General features: G+C 64.3%; 20 protein-coding genes. 7 read left to right on the top strand and 13 right to left on the bottom strand.

Translation table 11 applies throughout. The features are described from left to right. Nucleotides 1-85: 85 nt before the first annotated feature. From DESUT3_RS07185 to DESUT3_RS07170, 4 genes are all read right to left on the bottom strand, one after another. Nucleotides 86-2,992, bottom strand: a complete 2,907-nt coding sequence (locus DESUT3_RS07185; RefSeq protein ID WP_221251786.1) for a multicopper oxidase family protein — start codon at nt 2,990-2,992, stop codon at nt 86-88. Between the two features lie 283 nt (nt 2,993-3,275). Then, a complete protein-coding gene (locus DESUT3_RS07180; RefSeq protein ID WP_221251785.1) occupies nt 3,276-3,806 on the bottom strand; it encodes a ferredoxin domain-containing protein in 531 nt (176 codons plus the stop codon). Between the two features lie 37 nt (nt 3,807-3,843). Further along, complete coding sequence (locus DESUT3_RS07175) at nt 3,844-4,182, bottom strand: tRNA-binding protein (protein ID WP_221251784.1); 339 nt, start codon at nt 4,180-4,182, stop codon at nt 3,844-3,846. 25 nt (nt 4,183-4,207) lie between these two features. Further along, nucleotides 4,208-5,371, bottom strand: coding sequence for a PQQ-dependent sugar dehydrogenase (locus tag DESUT3_RS07170; RefSeq protein ID WP_221251783.1), 1,164 nt, complete (start codon nt 5,369-5,371; stop codon nt 4,208-4,210). A gap of 494 nt (nt 5,372-5,865) precedes the next feature. Here DESUT3_RS07170 and DESUT3_RS07165 point away from each other — a divergent pair, with 494 nt between their 5' ends. Then, nucleotides 5,866-6,558 carry an AzlC family ABC transporter permease gene (locus DESUT3_RS07165; protein WP_221251782.1) on the top strand — a complete coding sequence of 231 codons (693 nt, stop codon included), beginning with the start codon at nt 5,866-5,868 and terminating at the stop codon, nt 6,556-6,558. Then, the gene (locus DESUT3_RS07160) at nt 6,548-6,871 is read left to right on the top strand and encodes an AzlD domain-containing protein (RefSeq protein WP_221251781.1); all 324 of its coding nucleotides are present in this window, start codon (nt 6,548-6,550) and stop codon (nt 6,869-6,871) included. Before DESUT3_RS07165 ends, DESUT3_RS07160 begins: the two co-directional genes overlap by 11 nt. Before the next feature lie 222 nt (nt 6,872-7,093). On the opposite strand, the gene DESUT3_RS07155 is transcribed toward DESUT3_RS07160, so the two are convergent. From DESUT3_RS07155 to DESUT3_RS07140, 4 genes are all read right to left on the bottom strand, one after another. Beyond that, nucleotides 7,094-7,438: a HepT-like ribonuclease domain-containing protein gene (locus DESUT3_RS07155; RefSeq protein WP_221251779.1), complete on the bottom strand. Its 345-nt coding sequence runs from the start codon at nt 7,436-7,438 to the stop codon at nt 7,094-7,096. Next, nucleotides 7,428-7,739: a nucleotidyltransferase family protein gene (locus DESUT3_RS07150; protein ID WP_221251778.1), complete on the bottom strand. Its 312-nt coding sequence runs from the start codon at nt 7,737-7,739 to the stop codon at nt 7,428-7,430. Before DESUT3_RS07150 ends, DESUT3_RS07155 begins: the two co-directional genes overlap by 11 nt. Before the next feature lie 93 nt (nt 7,740-7,832). Next, the gene (locus DESUT3_RS07145) at nt 7,833-8,474 is read right to left on the bottom strand and encodes a LysE/ArgO family amino acid transporter (RefSeq protein WP_221251777.1); all 642 of its coding nucleotides are present in this window, start codon (nt 8,472-8,474) and stop codon (nt 7,833-7,835) included. Nucleotides 8,475-8,497: 23 nt separating this feature from the next. After that, nucleotides 8,498-9,337, bottom strand: coding sequence for a DMT family transporter (locus tag DESUT3_RS07140; protein ID WP_221251776.1), 840 nt, complete (start codon nt 9,335-9,337; stop codon nt 8,498-8,500). Between the two features lie 100 nt (nt 9,338-9,437). Here DESUT3_RS07140 and DESUT3_RS07135 point away from each other — a divergent pair, with 100 nt between their 5' ends. Then, entirely contained in the window at nt 9,438-10,328 is an 891-nt protein-coding gene (locus DESUT3_RS07135) for a LysR family transcriptional regulator ArgP (protein WP_221251775.1), read from the top strand. Nucleotides 10,329-10,572: 244 nt separating this feature from the next. Here DESUT3_RS07135 and DESUT3_RS07130 read toward each other — a convergent pair whose 3' ends face one another. Then, a complete protein-coding gene (locus tag DESUT3_RS07130; protein WP_221251774.1) occupies nt 10,573-11,202 on the bottom strand; it encodes a LysE family translocator in 630 nt (209 codons plus the stop codon). A 193-nt stretch (nt 11,203-11,395) separates the two neighbouring features. On the opposite strand from DESUT3_RS07130, the gene DESUT3_RS07125 reads away from it, so the two are divergent. Then, the gene (locus DESUT3_RS07125; RefSeq protein WP_221251773.1) at nt 11,396-12,400 is read left to right on the top strand and encodes a 4Fe-4S binding protein; all 1,005 of its coding nucleotides are present in this window, start codon (nt 11,396-11,398) and stop codon (nt 12,398-12,400) included. A 176-nt stretch (nt 12,401-12,576) separates the two neighbouring features. Here DESUT3_RS07125 and DESUT3_RS07120 read toward each other — a convergent pair whose 3' ends face one another. Both DESUT3_RS07120 and ygiD read right to left on the bottom strand, forming a co-directional pair. Next, nucleotides 12,577-13,038 carry a cupredoxin domain-containing protein gene (locus DESUT3_RS07120; protein WP_221251772.1) on the bottom strand — a complete coding sequence of 154 codons (462 nt, stop codon included), beginning with the start codon at nt 13,036-13,038 and terminating at the stop codon, nt 12,577-12,579. Nucleotides 13,039-13,067: 29 nt separating this feature from the next. Beyond that, a complete protein-coding gene (ygiD, locus tag DESUT3_RS07115; RefSeq protein WP_221251770.1) occupies nt 13,068-13,856 on the bottom strand; it encodes a 4,5-DOPA-extradiol-dioxygenase in 789 nt (262 codons plus the stop codon). 242 nt (nt 13,857-14,098) lie between these two features. Between ygiD and DESUT3_RS07110 the strand changes: the two genes are divergently transcribed. The 3 genes from DESUT3_RS07110 (at nt 14,099) to DESUT3_RS07100 (ending at nt 16,929) form a co-directional block, all read left to right on the top strand. Next, nucleotides 14,099-14,815, top strand: coding sequence for a response regulator transcription factor (locus DESUT3_RS07110; protein ID WP_221251769.1), 717 nt, complete (start codon nt 14,099-14,101; stop codon nt 14,813-14,815). Continuing rightward, a complete protein-coding gene (locus DESUT3_RS07105; protein WP_221251768.1) occupies nt 14,812-16,161 on the top strand; it encodes an ATP-binding protein in 1,350 nt (449 codons plus the stop codon). The genes DESUT3_RS07110 and DESUT3_RS07105 overlap by 4 nt, the downstream gene beginning before the upstream one ends. Nucleotides 16,162-16,239: 78 nt before the next feature. Then, entirely contained in the window at nt 16,240-16,929 is a 690-nt protein-coding gene (locus tag DESUT3_RS07100) for an alpha/beta hydrolase family protein (protein WP_221251766.1), read from the top strand. A 39-nt stretch (nt 16,930-16,968) separates the two neighbouring features. On the opposite strand, the gene DESUT3_RS07095 is transcribed toward DESUT3_RS07100, so the two are convergent. Both DESUT3_RS07095 and DESUT3_RS07090 read right to left on the bottom strand, forming a co-directional pair. After that, a complete protein-coding gene (locus DESUT3_RS07095) occupies nt 16,969-18,501 on the bottom strand; it encodes an HD domain-containing phosphohydrolase (RefSeq protein WP_221251765.1) in 1,533 nt (510 codons plus the stop codon). Beyond that, complete coding sequence (locus tag DESUT3_RS07090) at nt 18,474-18,959, bottom strand: hypothetical protein (protein ID WP_221251763.1); 486 nt, start codon at nt 18,957-18,959, stop codon at nt 18,474-18,476. The genes DESUT3_RS07095 and DESUT3_RS07090 overlap by 28 nt, the downstream gene beginning before the upstream one ends. Between the last annotated feature and the right edge of the window lie 193 nt (nt 18,960-19,152).

Raw genomic sequence — 19,152 nt, 5'->3', positions numbered from 1 at the left:
CACCTGAGAGTGGATACCCAGAGTGAAAAAGCACAGCCCGCCTGGCATACCAGGCGGGCTGTACTTTTTCGGCATGCTGGATAAATCAGGGATCCGGACCGACGCCGTCGCCGCTGCGGAAGGTCGGCAGGGCCGCCGAGTCGACGTACTCGACCCCGTCCCAGGTCGGAATGGGCGCGGGCATCAGCTGCAGTTGTCCGGGGTGTTCGATGTCAAAGCGCAGCAACATCGAGTGGTCCTCGTGCTGGGTGTTGTGGCAGTGCTCCATGTAGGTGCCGGCGAACTCCCGGAACTGGATGGCCACCTCCACGTCCCGCGAACCGTCCTCCTCGGGCCCGATGCGGTAGATGTCCTTGCGGGCCCAGCGTTCCCACTCGGGGGGCGGCTCGCCGTCGCGGCTGAGGATGACCCCCTCCTCGAAGTGGACGTGGACCGGGTGGCTCCAACCGCCGTTCCCCTCGAAACGCCAGATCTCCAGGGTCCCCTCCCCTTCGAAGCCGGCCGCGGTGGGGCCGTTGGCCAGCTGCGGCGCCGCGGCGATGCGCCGCGGGTCCATGGGCAGCCCGGCGCCACCGTCCACCTTGATGGTCCAGGGCGCCTCGTCGGTGCCGCTCGAGCGCCCGAACTCGAAGGTGCGGTGGCGCGCCCGGGCCAGCCGGGCCTGAACCGCCGGGTTGCTCGGGTCAAGGGGGAGCGGGATCATCTGCCTCTTGCCTGCCTCGAAGTCGGCCGGGTCCATGCTCAGATCCTGCCCGGAGTAGGGCTGCACCCGCAGCTCAAGGATCGCCCCCACCCCCGGGTCGCCATCGACCCAGCGGTCGGCGAACCCGTCGTTGTCGTCGTCACGCTGCAGCGCCAGGTACTCCCGGGAAAGGATCTCCTCCAGGGAGATCTTCTCATTGGGCCGGCGCCCGTCGGTGTGTTCCAGGGTGTTGACCAGATAGAGCCGGTCCCCAGGCTGGATGCCGTGCTTGGCGAAGTCGACGACGATGTCATAGCGCTCGCCCACCGCCAGCACCGGCAGTTGCCCCCGATGCTCGAGGCGATCGCCGTCGCGGTCGAGGTCGGCGCTGCCGTCGAAGGCCACCGCGTGCTGCATGATGTTGCCGTCGTTGGCGATCAGGTGCAGGGGAACCCGGGTGTAGGAAACCCGCGAGCCCGGCGGGCCGGGGATCTCGCCGCCCGCCCCGGGAACCTCGCGCACCAGGGCGAAGGCGAAGTAACGCGCCACCGCGCCGTTGAGGACGCGGAAGCGGTAGCGCCGGGCGCGCACCTCGAAGTAGGGCTTGTAGAGCCAGTTGACCAGCACCTGGTCGCCGATGAAGCCGTCGAGATTGAAGATGTTGAACCAGAGCTGGCCCTCGCGGTCCCAGGCCTTGTCGCCGATGATCAGGTTGACGTCGTAGTCGCGGTTTCCCCAGGGCAGCGTCGTGCCGCTGGGCAGGCGCAGGTTGACGCCGTCCTCGAGGTCTTCCTTGCCGCGGTCCAGGGCGCTGTAGTAGTTCATCATCGCGCCGTTGCCCTTGTAGACGTTCTGCGCGGTGAAGTCGAGCATGTGGTCGTGAAACCAGTGGGTGCTCATGGTCTCGCGCCAGTCGCCGCGGATGCGGATCGTGCCGTTCTCGCAGGTCTTCGGGTTGGGCCGACCGTCGTTGACGATCAGCGTCTCCCCGGGGGCGCAGGGGAAGGCCGCCCGCGGGTCGTCGGCCGCGGTGTTGATGCTGTCGTGCCCGGCGAGCTGGATCGGCCAGCGGTAGTCGTAGAACTGCCCCGGAAAGAAGAAGGCGTTGGTGTAACCGTCGCTTTCCGCCGGGGAGTGGCCGTTATGCTCGTGGGTGGTGATGGTGTGCAGCCCGAAGCCATGGTTGGCCGAGGGGTCGATGGGCAGGGCGTTGTAGTGCCGCATCAGGACCGGTTGGCCGTAGCGCACCATGAGCAGCTTGGGCGGCAGGGTGCCGTCGAAGGTCCACAGGGCCTTGTGGTTCTGCACCGGCATGTTGGGGTGAAAGCGGATCTCCACGCCCCTGGTGGTCCCGTCGAGGACCGGCGAACCGGGCATGGTGGAGCTGAAGACCCGGTGGTAGAGCCCGCCGGGGCCGAACTCGCCGGTCTGGAAACGGTGCAACTGCAGGGGGTCGCGTAATCCCTTATTCACCCGCGAGCCGGCCTGGGCCGTCTTGAAGAAGACCTGGGGATTAAACTCGTTCCAACGCTGGTGGGCCCAGCCGCGCCCCGGTGGACGGCCTTCGGCGGGCGGCGTATCCAGAAGCCGGCCGAGAAAATCCTCGATCGGCGACTGCCAGGGATTGGCATCCAGGGTGTTGGAAAACTCGGTGGGGAATGGGGCGATGCCGGCCTGGGCCAGAAAGGCCTCGAGGGCCACGCCCGCCGGGCCGCTGCGGGCAACCGCCACCGGATCCTGCTCGGGAGCCGGCCCGACGCTGGGAAGCGGAAACGACAGGGTTGGCGAAGGGGCTTCGGCATCCAGGGGCTGGGTGCCGAACTCCTGGAAACGCAGCATCTGCTGGGTAAAGGGCTGGGCGCCGAACAGGGGGCTCGGTTTGCCGTTGGTGGGGACGTTGGCCGAGACCTGCTCGTCCTCGGCGACGGCATTGTCCTCGCCGGCATCCTCGAAGGTTCCGGTCGCCCCCCCTTCAAAGGCCCCGGCATTGGCCACAGGCAGCTCTTCCAGGGCGTCCTCGGCAAACTCCTCGCCGATCAGCGGGCCGGTGAAGGCCGACGGGTCGTCCGCGGGGGGCGGACCGAAGAAGTCGGCAAGCGGCCCACCGTCGCCGGGAGACTGATTGTCATCGGCTCCGGACCCGGATCCGGAGCCGGCACCGCCGCCGGCCGTCTGGTCACCGCCGCCCGGCTGCTGCGCTCCGCCCCCGGAATCATCGCCGGAAGGCAGGTTGGCAAGCGGGGCCTCACCACCTCCACCGCCGCCGCCACCGCCACAGGAGACCAGGCCGAACAGCGAGAAAATAAACAAGCAGCATAGTACCCATCTTCCAATTTGCGATATCAAGGCAACCCTCCTTTCCCCGTAAGGGGTTGGAGAAAATACAGACATATTTTCCTGACTAAAGATTACTCCTTTGGTCAGGCTTTCAATATGGGGAGATTCACCCATTCGGCCAGGGGAAACCCCTACTTTGGCACACCCCGCCGCGTTCCCCCTCCCAGCTGCCGGCCCGAAACGCAATGGCCCCCCGGATCGGGATGATCCGGGGGGCCATCAGGGTGCCAGTGCCATCTCGGTTTGCGGGAGGCGCTCAGCCTCGGTCGAAGAAGGGACTCTTGCCGGTGGCCGAGAGGGGAATGCCGTAGGCGATGGCGACCTGGTCGCCGAGCAGCCCCAGCTCGAGGGCCGCCTTGCCGAGGGAGAACATGACCCGGTTGTCAAGCCGCAGGTCGGCGGCGCGGCTGGCCGCCGAGCCGACGGCGATCCCCAGGTCGCCGACGTTGAAGGAGCAGAAGGCGCCGGCCTTGGCCATCTCACCGCAGTTGGCAAACCCGCAGTAACCGCAGTGGGGCAACCCCTGGGGCTCCTTGCGGGTGCCGAGCAGCACTACCACCTCCACCCCCTCGACGTTGCCGGCGTCCCGGTTGAAAAAGGCCATTTTGTCCCGTTCGGCGATCTCGCGCATTTTCCGGCACAGCTGGTCCTTCTCCTCGCCGGTGACGATGGCGGTCACCAGCAGATCCTTCCCCTTCCCCTTGGGCGCGGTGCGCGCGGCGACGCAGAGCTGCTCCGCCGCCTGGATCAGGGCCGGCGTTTCGGCTCCGGCGTTCAAGCGAATCATGGTTTCCTCCTTGGCTGAACAGTTTCCATCAAATCCATTATCCCAATTTGGCCCCGTTGGGCACCTGCCGCTCCGGCACGGCCAGCACCACCGCCCCGTCCTCGCGATAGAAGCCGCAGACGAGAAATTCGGATTGCATCGGGCCGATGCGCTTGACCGGAAAGTTGACCACGCCGAGAATCTGGCGACCGACGAGTTCATCCCGGGTATAGAGGTCGGTAACCTGCGCGCTCGATCTTCGGATGCCGATCTCCCCGCCGAAATCGGCGGTGATCTTGTAGGCCGGCTTGCGCGCCTCGGGAAAGTCCTCGACCGCGATGACCGTCCCGGCACGCAACTCCACCTGGGCGAACTCCTCCCAGCTGATCTCCTTCATCTCTTGCCTTCCCTCCGCTTGAATATCATTTCTTGTCCTGCCCGCCGTCGGCCGGCTCCAGCCGCACCAGCACCCCGTCGTCCTCGTCGGTAAGCAGGTAGAGGTAACCATCGGGCCCCTGGCGCACGTCGCGGATGCGGCCGAGGGTGTTTTTGAGCAGGCGCTCCTCACTGACCACCTTTTCACCGTCCAGACTCAGCCGCACCAGCATCTGGTCCTTGAGCGCGCCGACGAACAGGTCGCCGCGCCAGCGCGGGAACTTGTCCCCCGTATAGAAGGCCATCCCCGAGGGGGCGATGGAGGGGACCCAGGTGTGCAGCGGCTGGGCCATCCCCTCCTTGTGGGTCCCCTCGCCGATCTTGGTGCCGGTGACGTAGTTGACCCCGTAGGTGATGACCGGCCAGCCGTAGTTGACCCCGGCGCGGATGACGTTGACCTCGTCGCCGCCCTGGGGCCCGTGCTCGTGGGTCCAGAGCTCGCCGGTCTGCGGGTGCAGCGCCGCGCCCTGCATGTTGCGGTTGCCCAGGGTGTACTTTTCCGGCTTCCACCCCTGCCGGCCGACGAAGGGGTTGTCGGCCGGCACCCGGCCGTCGTCGTGCAGGCGGATCACCGAGCCGGCATGGTCGCCGGAGCGCTGGGCGCGCTCCATCTCGCCGCGGTCGCCGAGGGTGATGAACAGGTACCCTGCCCGGTCGAAAACCAGGCGTGAGCCGAAATGCCGGGTGGCGTCGGTTTTGGGTTCGAGCCGGAAGATGACTTGCACGTCCTCCAGACGGTTTGCGACCAGCCGGCCGCGGGCCACCTCGGTCCCCATCCCCCCCGGGCCGGGCCCGACGTAGGAGAGGTAGACCAGGCCGTTTTCCGCAAAGCGCGGATGCAGGGCGACATCGAGCAGCCCCCCCTGCCCGCGCGCCACGATCGGCGGCAACCCTGCCACCGCCTGCGGTTCGAGCCGGCCGTCCCTGACGATGCGCAGCCGGCCGGGTCGCTCGGTCACCAGCATGCTGCCGTCAGGCAGAAAGGCCAGGCTCCAGGGATGCTCGAGGCCGGTAGCGATCTCGACGATGCGCAGGTCGTGGTGCTGGGTCTTGATCACCTGGGGGGCGGCGGCAGCTGCGCTCAGCACAAGAGCGGCGGCCAGGCAGCCGAGGGTCATAAGGCGTCGCAAATGATATAGGTGTGGGCTCATCGGCAAACTCCTCTTTTCGACCAGGCGGCCCGGGGCTACTCTAACAGGTCGGCCGCCAATTGAAAACGGGCTTTCGATGGAAGTATAGCGGAAGCGACCTCACCAGGGCCCGAACCTGATTCTTTTTGCAGCCTGGATCTTTTTTCGTTGCCGATTTTATGCGATGATGCCGCGTTTGGGACCAGCGAACCGAGAGGTTCCAAGCGCTGGGAACCGGCCTGCCTTTCCACGGTGCACGGTCGGCATCCCCCCTTGGCCTTCAACCTGAATTCGTGAGTTCTGACCGGGCAATAGCGCAAGTCATTGACCTGCCTAAGCGTTCAAAAAATCACCGACGAACCTATGGGTGCGCCTCAGATTTTTTGAAGCACTTATTCAGGCCAAGCACTTACACTCTTTTCCCGCCCCGATCCCACGGATTCAGGTTCAAAGCTGAATTACCCTTTCGGGATAGTCACTTCGGGCAAGAAAAAGGGCTGTCAGCAAGGAATATCATGTCCTCACCCAAAAGGGCTTTTGCCGCAGGCGCCCGGGACATATCGCCCATCATCCTCGGGGTGATCCCCTTCGCCTTGATCGCCGGGATCTCGGCGGTCGGCGTAGGTCTCTCCGAGCTGGAAGCGCTGGGGATGTCCTACATCGTCTTCGCCGGGGCCTCCCAGCTCGCGGCCGTGGATCTTGTCGGCAGGCACGCGCCGGTGGCGGTCATTGTCCTTACTGCTCTGGTCATCAACCTGCGCTTCTGCATGTACAGCGCCTCGCTGGCCCCGCACTTTCACGGCCTGCCCCTGCACTGGCGCGCCCCGCTGGCCTACCTGCTCACCGACCAGGCCTACGCCATCTCCATCACCGCCTTCGGCAACGGGCGCATGCGCCACAAGCACTGGTACTACCTCGGCGCGGCGATGACCATGTGGGTGACCTGGCAGACCGGCACCGCAGCCGGGGTGTTTCTCGGGGCGGCCATCCCCAAATCCTGGTCACTCGATTTCGCCATCCCCCTGACCTTTCTCGCCCTGCTGTTCCCGGCAATCAAGGATCGCCCCTCGCTGGTCGCGGCGGCCAGCGCCGGAGCGCTGGCGCTGGCCGGTCACGGTCTGCCCTACAACCTGGGGCTGTTCCTCGCCGCGCTCGGCGGCATCGGCGCCGGCGCCCTGGCCGATGGAGGGAAACACCATGCGCCTTGACTCCTCGACCCTGTGGCTGACCATGGCGGGTATCGGCGCCGGCACCTTCCTGATCCGCTTTTCCTTCATCTGGCTGCTCGGCCGGGGGCAGGTACGCCCTGCCGTGCAACGGGTGCTGCGCTTCGTGCCCGCCTCGGTGCTTTCGGCCCTGATCCTGCCCAGCTTCGTGCTCCCCCAGCACGCGGCCTTTTCCCTCGGCAACGAACGCATGTGGGCCGGGCTGATCGCCGCCATCGTCGCCTGGCGCACCCGCAACGTGCTGCTGACCATCGGCGCGGGCATGGCGGCGTTGTGGGTGCTGACCAATGCCTGATTCAGCTAGTTCTGACCGGGCAATTGCGCAAGTCATTGACCTGCCTAAGTATTAAAAAAACCACCGGCGAACCTATGGGTGCGCCTCAGATTTTTTGAATCACTCAATCAGGCCAAGCACTTACACTCTTGGCTGGCCCCAAACCCATTGGTTCAGGCGAAATTTATCGGTGAATTGCTGATCTTAAGAAATAAACAGTCGGTCGACCAAGGGAAAGGACTTTTATCGGGCGGCTTGGAGCAGGACGGCGACCTCCTGTTTCAACACAGGAAGGTAACTTTCGACGATGCCCCAGACCATCTCATCCGCAACGGTGGCATATCCGTGAATAAGGCGGTTTCGAAAAGCAACGATGCGGCCGGAATGACTGATTTGATCGGCCAGCGTTGGCTCGCGGCGCAGGGCCTGATTTAAAGCCTCGCCGACAATTTCAAACTGACGCTCCACCGCGGAACGCAGCATAGGATCAGCCTGATAATCTTCGAGGCCCTTGCCCGAGGTGAATTGCGCAAGCAACTCACAGGCATGATCGATGTCGTAAAGATATTTCAGGATCTCAAGCCGCATCGTAGAGATGAATCCTGGTATCTTCGATGGCTTTGCGAAAATAAGGGTTGTTGATTGGGGCTGATTCCACCAGGTCGACTTCCAGATCGAATAGATTTTTCAGATCTTCAGCCAAGCCGAAATAGTGTTCAGCATGCTCAGCTGGGGAAAGTGGCTGGAATTCAACCAGAAAATCGAGATCACTGCGAGAAGGGTCAAAATGATTTGAGGTAGCTGAACCGAAAATAGACAGTCTTTGGACTCGGTGGACCCGGCACAAGTGGGATAGTTCAGTTTTTTTCTCCTCGATTGCCCGATACATGACCAACCCCTGCAAGCTATTTCGATCACCACTTATTCTTCAAGGATATAGCATGCCAAATCCCTGGTGACAAGCAGCAAGTCCATGGTCCCCCTACCCCGCCCCGACCAGCAGCGGCCAGACCAGGCTGGCGGCGATCGCCCACATCACACAGCCGATCAGACCATCCAGGGCCCGCCAGGCGGAGGGTTTCCGGAACAGGGGCGCCAGCACCCGGGCGCCGTAGCCAAGGCTGTAGAACCACAGCAGCGAGGCGCAAACGGCGCCGATGGCGAACCAGGGGCGGGCCCCGGCTGCCTGCTGGCCGGCGACACTGCCGAGCAGCAGCACCGTGTCGATATAGACGTGAGGATTGAGCAGGGTCAGCACCAGGGTGGTGAGGGCCACCCGGCCCAGGCCGGCAGCCAGGGTGCCCGAAACATCGACCGCCAGGCTCCCGGGTTTGAGCGCCGCGCGAAAGGCGCGCAGGCCGTAGGCAAACAGAAAGGCCGCGCCCGCCCAGTAGGTGAAACGCAGCAGCAGGGGCGAGGAGGCCACCAGCGAGCCGAAGCCGGCGACGCCGAGGGCGATGAGAGCGGCGTCGCAGAAAAAGCAGATGGTGCAGACGACGAAGACATGCTCGCGGCGCAGCCCCTGGCGCAGGACGAAGGCGTTCTGGCTGCCGATGGCGATGATCAGGCTGGCGCTCAGGGTGAAACCTTGCAGGAGTGGCGCCAGGGACAGGGTCGGGTGCATGGTCTATCCCATTTCTCTCTGGATCAGAGTGTGATCAGCGCCACCCCGGCCAGGGCCAGGGCCACGCCGGCGAACTGGATCCGCTGCGGGCGCTCGCGCAGCACCAGGATGGCGAGCAGCACGGTGACCGCCGGGTAGAGCGAACCCAGTACCGCCACCAGGCTGAGCATCCCCTGCGCGGTGGCGATGGCGTAAGCCAGCCCCGCCAGCGCGTCGAGCACCCCCATGCCGATCAGAAACGGCCAGTGCCCGGGCCCGACCCGCAGGCAGGGCCGGCTGACCAGCACCAGCGGGATCAGCAGGGCGAACTGGGTCAGGCGCATCACCAGCGAGGCGCCCAAGGGGTCGATGTCGCTGGCCCGGTCCATGACCACGTAGAATATGCCGATGGCCAGGGCGGCCCCGGCGGCCAGCAGAACGCCGTCGGCAATTTTTTTCGGGGAAGGTTCGAGGGTCCGTTTCTCGCGGGAGACCAGCACCGCCCCGGCAAGGGCGGCGACCATCCCCAGGGTTTGCCAGGGGCTCGGCAGATCGCCGGCGACCAGCCCGAAGGTTACCGGCAGCAGCACCCCCAGGGCGCTGATCGGCGCGACGATGGACATGGCGCCGATGGCCATGCCGCGGTAAAGACAGATCAGCCCCACCAGCCCGGCGATCCCCCCGGCGGCCGCATAACCCAGGTGTGCGCCGAACTGCAGCACAACCCCACGGTTCAGGGCAATTGCGGCCATGGCGGCCAGGCCGCAGCTGGTCGATACCAGCAGAACGGTGATGACCGGAAGGGCGCGACTTTTGAACCCTCCCAGAAAATCGGCGATTCCCCACCCCAGACAGGCGACCAGGGCAAGACTTACGGCGCTCATGGCGATCTCCCTTGCAATAGATGGCGGGAGTCTAGCGAAGGAAACCCCAAAAGAGAAATTAATTATTGTCTTTGGCCATAAGAAAAAATAATATAAAGCCATGCTCGATTATAAACTGCTCAGGGCCCTGGCCATGGTCTGCCAGGAGGGTGGCTTCGACAAGGCGGCCAAACGGCTGCACCTGACCCAGTCCGCCATCTCCCAGCGCATCCGCCAGCTCGAGGACCAGCTCGGCTCGCCGCTGATCATCCGCGGCAACCCGCCCCAGCCCACCGCTATGGGGCAGCGGCTGCTTGCCCATTACCAGCAAGTGGCGCAGCTGGAAAGCGACCTGCGAGGCGAAATCAGCCTTCCCCGCCAGGGCGAATTTCTTCCCCTGCCCATCGGCATCAACGAAGACAGCCTGGCCACCTGGTTCATCGATGCGGTAGCGCCGCTGGCCCTCTCCCGGAACTTCACCCTGCGGCTCTCGGTGGACGATCAGGACGAAACCCACCGCCTGCTGCGCGACGGCCTGGTCCTGGGCTGCGTCAGCACCCGCTCCGAACCGCTGCAGGGGTGTTCAGCGGTCTACCTGGGCAGCATGGACTACCGCTGCGTCGCCAGTCCGGCCTTCGCCGCCGAGTGGTTTCCCGACGGCCTGCGGTCCGAGGCGATCGCCAAGGCCCCGGCAGTTATCTACAACGAGAAGGACCGGCTCCATTACCGCTTCCTCGAGGAGCAGCTCGGGATCACCCACCACGACTTTCCCCATCACTACATCCCCTCGACCCACGCCTTTCTCGGGGCCATCGCCGCCGGGCTCGGCTACGGCCTGGTCCCCCAGCCGCAGGTCGCCCCCCTGCTGGCCGGCGCCGCCGCCCTCGACCTGCGCCCCGAAGCGAAAAGCCCGGTACACCTCTACTGGCACCACTGGGATCTCAAGACCGGCGCGATCAAGGAATTGACGGAAACCCTGGTGAATTTTGCCCGGGGGAGGTTTGGGAAATAGTCGGCTCTGAAAACCCCTGAAAAAGGCAATTAGCCACGGATAAGATCGGATAAAGCAAAACATGATCTATCTTCCGAGTTTCCCAATTTGGCATTCGACCCTGCTTTTTTTTTCTTTGAAAATCAGATTTGATCAGATTTGATCCGTGGCCAATTGCCTTTCCAGAATCAAAAGGGTTCAACATAAAGGGGCAGGCGCCCGAAGGCCCTGCCCCTTTTGTTCATCCCTAGCGATCGGCCCCGGGCTAACCCCGTTCCGGCCAGGCCAGACGCAGTCCCAGGGCGATCAGGATGCCGCCGGCAAAATGCCCGATGCGGCTGCCGATGCGCGGGGCGCGCTGCAGGAAGCCGCCGATCCACCCCGAGCAGATCCCCACCAGGCCGAAGCCGATGGCGGTCAGCACCACGAACGTGCAGCCGAGGGTCAGCATCTGCCAGGCGGCGTGGCCCCGGGAATGGTCGACGAACTGGGGGAAGAAGGCAAGAAAGAAGACCGCAACCTTGGGGTTGAGGATGTTGGCGATGATGCTCTGGCGGAAAATGACCCCGTTCTGCAGGGTCGGCGCCGCGCCCGGAACGGAGACCGGCGAGCCGCTGCGCAGCATTTTGATCCCCAGGTAGACCAGGTAGACGGCGCCGGCGTACTTGACCAGCTGGAAGGCCGTCGCCGAGGAGGTGAGCAGGGCCGAGAGCCCGACCACGGCGAAAAAGGTGTGCACCAGGTTGCCGAGGCTGAAGCCGGCCGCCGCGGCCAGCGCCGCCCCCCGCCCCTGGGCCATGCCGCGGGTCATGACGTAGATGATGTCCGGCCCCGGGGTGAAGATGAGAAGCAGCGATGCGGCGGAGAACAGGGCCAGTTGCGAAAGTGTGATCATCGATTCATCCCATGAAATGCGCTAAAAAACACCCTTCCCGATATCGGGAGTATGCCACCAATGTCCGCCCCCCTCAACCCATGATCACGCCCAGCGAAAAAAATGACCTGAGTCAATGCCCGTCCTATCTATTCTGTGCTAGTTTGCCGAGGCAAAGCAGCAACCCCTGAAATATTTCCCCGAAGGATTGATCATGGCATTGAAAGAAAAGTTCAAGAGTACAGGTACCTGGCGGCAACTGGTCCAGTGGGGCTTTTTCCTCTGGATCCTGTTTATCGGCGTGCAGTTCGGCCTGTTTGTCCGCCACTTCGAAACCGGCGGCGCCACGCCGCTCTACCTCCGCCCGCCCGGGGTGGAGGGTTTTCTGCCCATCGGCGCGCTGACCAGCCTCAAGTACTGGGTGGCCACCGGCGTCTTCGACCCGGTTCATCCGGCCGCCCTGGTGCTGTTCCTGACCTTTGTCGCCATGAGCCTGCTGGCGAAAAAATCCTTCTGCTCCTGGCTCTGCCCGGTGGGGACTCTCTCCGAGGCGTTGTGGAAGCTGGGGCAGAGCCTGTTCGGCCGCAACTTCGCTATCTGGAACTGGCTCGACATCCCGCTGCGGGGCCTCAAGTACCTGCTGCTGCTGTTTTTCGCCAAGATCATCCTGCTCGACATGCCGGCCCGGGCTTTGGCCGGATTTCTGCGCGCCCCCTACTGGGCGATCAGCGATGTGAAGATGCTGCACTTCTTCACCGGCATGTCGCTGACCACCATCATCGTGCTGGCGGTGCTGGCGGTCCTCTCCCTGCTCTACAAGAACTTCTGGTGCCGCTATCTCTGCCCCTACGGCGCCCTTTTAGGGCTGGTGAGCATGCTCAGTCCGATGAAGATCCGCCGCGACAGCGCCACCTGCACCGGCTGCCTGCGCTGCAGCCGCGCCTGCCCGTCGCGGCTGCCGGTACACCGCAAGGCCAGCCTGTCCAGCCCCGAATGCACCGGCTGCCTGACCTGCGTCGAGGCCTGCCCGGAGCGGTCCCTGGCCATGGCGCCCCCCTTCTGGAAGCGCCCCTTGCCCCGCTGGGTCTTCCCCGTGCTGGTGCTCGGCATCTACGCCGGCGGCGTCGCCGCGGGGATGCTCGGGGGCCATTGGGAGAGCTCGCTGACCTACCAGGATTACCAGCGGCTGATCCCCATGGCGCAATACCTGGGGCATTAAGGGCGGGCGTTTAATAAAAAACCCAAGGGCAATGGAACGCGGATCAAATCTGAAACTGCCGGATAAAATCTGATCGAGCAAAACCGGGAATCAAGCCCCCCCCCTCCACCAGGCAACATCCCCTCCCCCGCGATGGGGGAGGGACAGGGTGGGGGTGAGCAATGCCCGCAGAGCCATCACTTGATGGTGATCGTCCCGGTCATCCCCCCCTCGGCGTGCCCGGCGATGGAGCAGTTGAGATCCTTCAGGGTCCCGGTCTTGACCGGCACGAACCACCACTCGGCGGTGCCGCCGGGGTAGACTTCGATCTCGCGGATCTGCCCCTTGATTTCGGCGATGGTGCTGCCGTCGGCACCCAGAACCTGCGCCTTGCGGGTGAACACCGCCCTGGAGAGCCCCTCGGAGCTGAAATAATGCTTCATGGTGCTGGGGTTGTGCAGCACCAACTTGTACAGCCGTCCGGTCTCGAACTCCAGCTGATCCGGGAAAAACCGCAGGGCGCCCTTCTCGTCTCCCAACCGCACCTTGACCTCCACCGGGTCCTGACCGGTCAGATCCCCCGCCGCCACGGCAAGGTTCATACAGGCGAAAACCGCCACTGCGACAAAAAGTGAAATGAAGCTCGAGGTTTTCTTCATCGCCGCCTCCTTTTTGAGTTTTGGAAAGTTCAATGTTCACCGACCAGAAACGCCCGCATCGACACCGCGCGGTTCTGGAAAATCTCGCAGGTAAAGCTGAGCGGCTCACCCTGCCCCCTGACCGCGGCGGGATAGAGCATGGGGTAATAATGGTCCGGAGTCGGCACCGCATAGCGGGCCGTCTCCCCCAGTTGCTGGTAATTGACCAGCGTCTCCAGGTCGCCGGCGAGCAGCGCCTGTTTCATGGCGGCGTCGAAGGCTAGGCCAAGGGGCTCCGGAGGCGCGTCCACATCGCCCAGGTCGGCCAGCCGCAGGTTGTGCACGATATTGCCGCTGCCCAGGATCAGCACCCCCTCGTCGCGCAGTGGCGCCAGGGCCCGCCCCAGCGCGAGGTGGGTAGCGGCCGGGGCCGCCATGTCGATGCTGACCAGGAACACCGGCACATCGGCCTTGGGAAACAGGTGGTGCAGCACGCTCCAGCCGGCGTGGTCATCCCCCCAGCCGGCGTCGCAGGCCGCTGTCGGCACGACACCCCGCAGCAGCTCGACCGCCCGCGCGGCCAGCCCCGGATGCCCCTGCGGCCGGTAGCGGATTTCGTACAACTCCTGCGGGAAGCCGTAGAAGTCGTAGATCTGCCTGGGCTCGGGCTGGCAGGAGACGAAGGTTCCGCGCGTCAGCCAGTGGGCCGAGACCACGCAGATGGCCTCGGGGCGGGGCAGGCGCGGACCCAGCTGCCGCAGACCGCGGGTGTAGTCGTTTTCGAGGACCAGGTTCATCGGGGAGCCATGGCCTACGAAGAGAGCGGGCATTTTCGCCATCGCGACAACCTTTCCGGGGAGAGTGGAAGCTAAGTTACACAAAATATTCTACCTGACCGCCCCGCCCCTTCCAAATCCGGACTTCAGACCAAGAAAAAACCCGCCCAGGAACCGCGGCCTCGGCAACGGTATTCTTTCGAAAAACAAAGTCTTAACAATTCTTTACAGCCCGACCGTTCTTTTTGGGCTAGAATGAAGCATCTGCAGCCCATTCAGCGTTTAATTCATCATCCGGACGGCTCATGAACCGCATTCTGGTCATCGACGACGACATCGAACTGTGCGAACTGCTCAGCGACTACCTCACCCCCGAGGGTTTCGAGGTGAGCGCGGTCCACGACGGCGAGGCGGGGGCCGCCAGGGCGCTGGAGGATGAACCCAACCTGGTGGTGCTCGATGTGATGCTGCCGGGGATGAACGGCTTCGAGGTGCTGCGCAAGATCCGCGGCCGCTCCAATGTCGCGGTGATCATGCTGACCGCCCGCGGCGACGACGTCGACCGCATCGTCGGCCTCGAGATGGGGGCCGACGACTACCTGCCCAAGCCCTTCAACCCCCGGGAGTTGGTGGCCCGCATCCGCGCCATCCAGCGCCGGGCGGAATCCACCCCGGCCACCGCGGCGGAGGCGACCCACGAAACCCTCGAGCTAGGCGACCTGGTGGTGGACAAGGGGACGCGCACGGTAAAAAAGAACGGCCGCCCGGTGGAGCTGACCGCAGTGGAGTTCACCCTGCTCGCCGAGCTGCTCGAACACGCCGGGCGCATAGTGACCCGCGAGGACCTCTCAAAAAAGGTTCTCGGCCGTCGCCTGACCCCCTATGACCGCAGCATCGATGTGCACGTGAGCAGCCTGCGCAAAAAGCTCGGCCACGAACTGGCCGGTACCGAACGAATCAAGACCGTGCGCGGGGTCGGTTACCAGTACGCCCAGTCCGCCGAGGGTGCGATATCCCCATGAAGGCCAGCAGCCTGTTCGTCAAAATTTTCCTCTGGTTCTGGTTGGCGATGACCCTGATCGGCGCCATCGGGGTGGTTCTCGCCCTGACCACCGACCCGCGCAAGGCGGACATCGCCCGCCACCGGGAGCGGCTCGCCAGGCAGAGTCAGGAGATCATCGAGAGCTACGAAACCGGCGGCGTTTCCGCCCTGCAGGAAAAGACCTTCGAGTTGGACCGCAGAGGGCGCTCGCGCAGCTTTCTCTTCAAGGGGGTTGATGGACCGTTGGCCGGCGGGCGGGTCCCCCCGCGGGTGATGGACCTGGTGCTGCTGGCGGCACAGACCGAAGAGATCCAGGTCAAGTACGGCAAGGGAGGCATCTGGGTAGCCATGCCGGCCACGGGCGGCTATGTCTACCTCACCCAGGCGACCCCGCCCGGTCCCATCGAACGGCTTCTCAACCCCTACCGGCTGACGCCGCGCCTGGTGACGGCATTCGTGGTCACCGGCCTGATCGCCTACCTGCTGGCCCGCTCGCTGATCTCCCCCATCGGCAAGCTGCGCCGCGCCACCCAGCAATTCGCCGCCGGCGACCTGGCCACCCGGGTGGGACCGGAGATCCACCGCAACGACGAAATCGCGGAGCTGGCCCGGGATTTCGACCGGATGGCGGAGCGCATCGGCGACCTGGTCGGCTCGCAGCAGCGGCTGCTGCGCGACATTTCCCACGAACTGCGCTCGCCGCTGGCGCGGCTCAACGTCGCTCTGGGCCTGGCCCGGCAGAAGGCGGGCGAGGCGGCCACGCTCTCTCTCGACCGCATCGAGCGCGAGGCCGAGAGGCTCAACGAACTGATCGGCCAACTGCTGACCCTGACCCTGCTCGAAAGCGGCGCCGAGCGCCCGGCGCACGACCCGGTGGATCTCGCCGAGCTGGCGGGCGAGGTGGCCGCCGATGCCGACTTCGAGGCCCGCAGCCGCAACCGCGCCGTCCGCCTGAGCGCCCCGGCGCCGCTGGTGGTCGAGGGCTCGCGGGAGCTGCTGCGCCGGGCCATCGAAAACGTGGTGCGCAACGCGGTGCGCTACACCGCCGAGGGCACCACGGTGGAAATCACCGTGGCCGGCCGCGACGGCTCGGCCCTGGTCGAGGTCCGCGACCAGGGGCCCGGGGTCGCCGAGGCGGCCCTGGAGAAGCTCTTTCACCCCTTCTATCGCGCCGAGGACGCCCGCGACCGGCAAAGCGGCGGTACCGGCATCGGTCTGGCCATCACCGAGCGGGCGGTGCGCCTGCACGGCGGCAGCGTTCGCGCCGCCAATGTCCCCGGCGGTGGGCTGCGGATCGAGATTCGGCTGCCGTTGGCGGCGGGATAGCCCCACCCTCACCCCGGCCCTCTCCCTGAGGGAGAGGGGGCAAAAATCCAGAAACCATCAAATCCCAGGGAGATTTTCATGGCAACCGCGGAACAGGTCAGCATCCCCGTTACCGGCAGGGAGTCCATTTCGGGCGTACTGCACCGCCCGGCGGCAGCCGGGCGCGGCGCCAGGCTGCGCCCGACCGTCATCATCGCCCACGGTGCCGGCGGCGACATGAACCACGAGTTCATCGTCGCCATGGCCGAGGGGCTCGCCGCGGCGGGCTTCGCCGCGCTGCGCTTCAACTTTCTCTATTGCGAACAGGGGAAAAAGACCCCGGACAACCCGGGTCGGCTGGCCGCCGCCTGGCGTGCGGCCTTTGAATTCATCCGCGACCACGACAAACTCGGCGCCGGGGAGATCGTGGTCTCGGGCAAATCGATGGGCGGGCGGATCGGCTCGCAACTGGTCGCCGACGGCCTGCTGCCCGCCGACCGGCTGATCCTCTTCGGTTACCCGCTGCACCCCGCCGGCAAGCCCGACCAACTGCGCGACGCCCACCTCTACCGGATCAAAACGCCAACACTGTTCATCCAGGGGACGCGGGATTCGATGTGCAAGCTGGAGAAGCTCGAGGGGGTGGTGAAGAAAATGCCCAAACGGCCGCGGCTGGAGATCATCGATGGGGGCGACCACTCCTTCAAGGTCCCCAAGGCCCAGGGACGCTCGCCGCGCGAGGTTTTCGCCGAGATCCTGCAGCGTACAGCGGACTGGCTCGGCGGTTAACCCATTGGCCGTTTTGACTGGACCACCACCGCTGCGACGTCAGAGAGGCGCGGCACTTCCCTCCTGAAACTCCACCGCTTCGGCCCGAGTCGCGCCGCGGGGGCGGACATCGATTTGATAGGCGGTCTCCAGATGCCGTAAAAAGGCCTCGACCACCTTGGGGTCGAAATGGCTCCCGGTTTCGGCCCGCAACAGGGCCAGGGCTTCATCCAAGGGCATGGGATCCCGGTAATGGCGTCTGGCGGTTATCGCCTCGAAGAAATCGGCCACCGCGATGATCCGAGCGCCAAGGGGGATGTCCTCCCCCTTGAGGCCCTGGGGGTAGCCGCTGCCGTCCAGTTTTTCGTGGTGGGCCCCGGCGATCTCCGGGACCCGTTGATTGACCCCTTCGAAGTCAATCTTGTCGAGAATTTCCCGGGTTTTTTCCGCATGGGTCTTGACGATTTCAAACTCCTCGGCGGTAAGTTTTCCGGGCTTTTTCAGAATCGAGTCGGGCACGGCCAATTTACCGTAGTCATGCAGCAGGGCGGCAATCCGGATCATTTCGCAATAATCGCTTTCCAACCCCATTTGCCTGGCGATCCCCACGGCATATTCGGTAACCAGCATCGAGTGTCCCGCCGTCAGGTTGTCCCGGGCGTCGATGCTGGCCGCCAGCACCGTGAGGGTCGACCTCATCTGACGTGACTTCTCCTCCTGATAAAAGGCGTTGCGCAGGCTGATGCCGATGATCGGCGCGATCCCCATCAGCAGGCTCAGATCACTCAGGATGAGGGGGCGGTTCGAGCGATGATTGTCCACCGCCAGGATCCCCACGGACTCCCCCTCGCAGACGATGGGGCAGCAGATGAAGGATCTGACCCCGAGTTTCTTCACCAGGTTGAGGCTGCGCGACGAAAGCTGATCCCTGATTTCCTCGACATCGTTGACCAGGTACGGTTTCTGCTCCCAGAACGAGGAGGCAAACACGCCCTGGCCCTGCGGAGGGTCGAGGCGAAAGACTTCCCCGTCCAGCGCCTGGACGTACTGCTTCAGATAGCCGAAGCCGCTTCGCAGTATCAACCGGGACTTGTCCTGGTTGGCCAGCAGCACCATCCCCCGGTCGAATGCCAGGCGGTTTTCCAGGACCTGCACCACACCCTCGAGAATGTTGTCCAAATCCTTTCGCCTGCTGATGGCCTGGCCAATTTCGTTGGCCATCAGGGCCGTATTGTAGTTGCTGTTGATCTGCTCCAGGACCCTCTCACTGGATTGGAAGAGGGCCTCGCGGCCTTCCAGCAATTCCTTGCGCTCCCGCACCAGGCAAATAAGCGACAGGCCCAGCCAGGCAATAACCGATGTCGGCAGCAGCCTTGCCAGCACCAGCGCCGGATCGAACAGCAATCCGACCAGGCAGGCCACTGGCAGCAGCAAGGCCAGCAGGTTTCGGAAAATACGGCAGAGGTAAAGCGGCGAGTTTTCCCAGGATACAACGTAACGGCATGACCTGGCCCCCTTGAACAGGCATTCCTCGTGCTCGATTCTGGGTAGCCGGGTATGGAACATCAGGAATATGGCCTCGATGAACCCCATGCGATTGGCACATTGAAAGGGCTTCTCAGCGTTCCTGGGTGCGGGATGGCCAGCACTTCGGCTTTGTTGGGTGAGATCAGGCGGGCTTTGTAACTAGTCGACCGGGTCATATGCCCGGCACCGGTCGCCAGCAGGATCAAGGCCTGTCCGGGGGTGGCCATCGCCAGGATGAACTGCCGCATGGCCCCAAGGGACTCGGCAGAGGCGGCGTACCGCCCGGCTTCGCGGGAAATCTGCTCGTTGCCAGTCAGTTGGACGATTTTTTCGTGGAACCGATCGACCTGCTCCTGGGTGAACCAATGGCCCTGGTCGGCCACTTCGTAGGGCTCCATCCCCGCATAGTTCAATAGTGCGGGGACTTCGACCCGGGGATACTTCCGGGCCAGGAGTTTCAGGTAGGTGTCGATAATACGACTGTTGTAAAGTGCGGGGCCATTCGCAGCTGTTGAACTGTCCATCCAATCCCCGCTTTCCATGAAAGGGTCAAGGCTTTCCTGCCAGCGTCTCCTGTATCGGCTATCCAGAGCAGACGGTCCCGGTCCCCCTGCAGGTGCCCCGGTCAGCGGGTTGACACCCGCAAGGCCTGCCTCTATATGCATGCAACTTCCTAACCAATCATCCATGGTTTGACAAGCAGAATCGACGGCGAGG

It is taken from the genome of Desulfuromonas versatilis (assembly GCF_019704135.1).
GTDB lineage: Bacteria > Desulfobacterota > Desulfuromonadia > Desulfuromonadales > NIT-T3 > Desulfuromonas_A > Desulfuromonas_A versatilis.
This window is presented reverse-complemented; position numbering and strand designations above follow the sequence as displayed.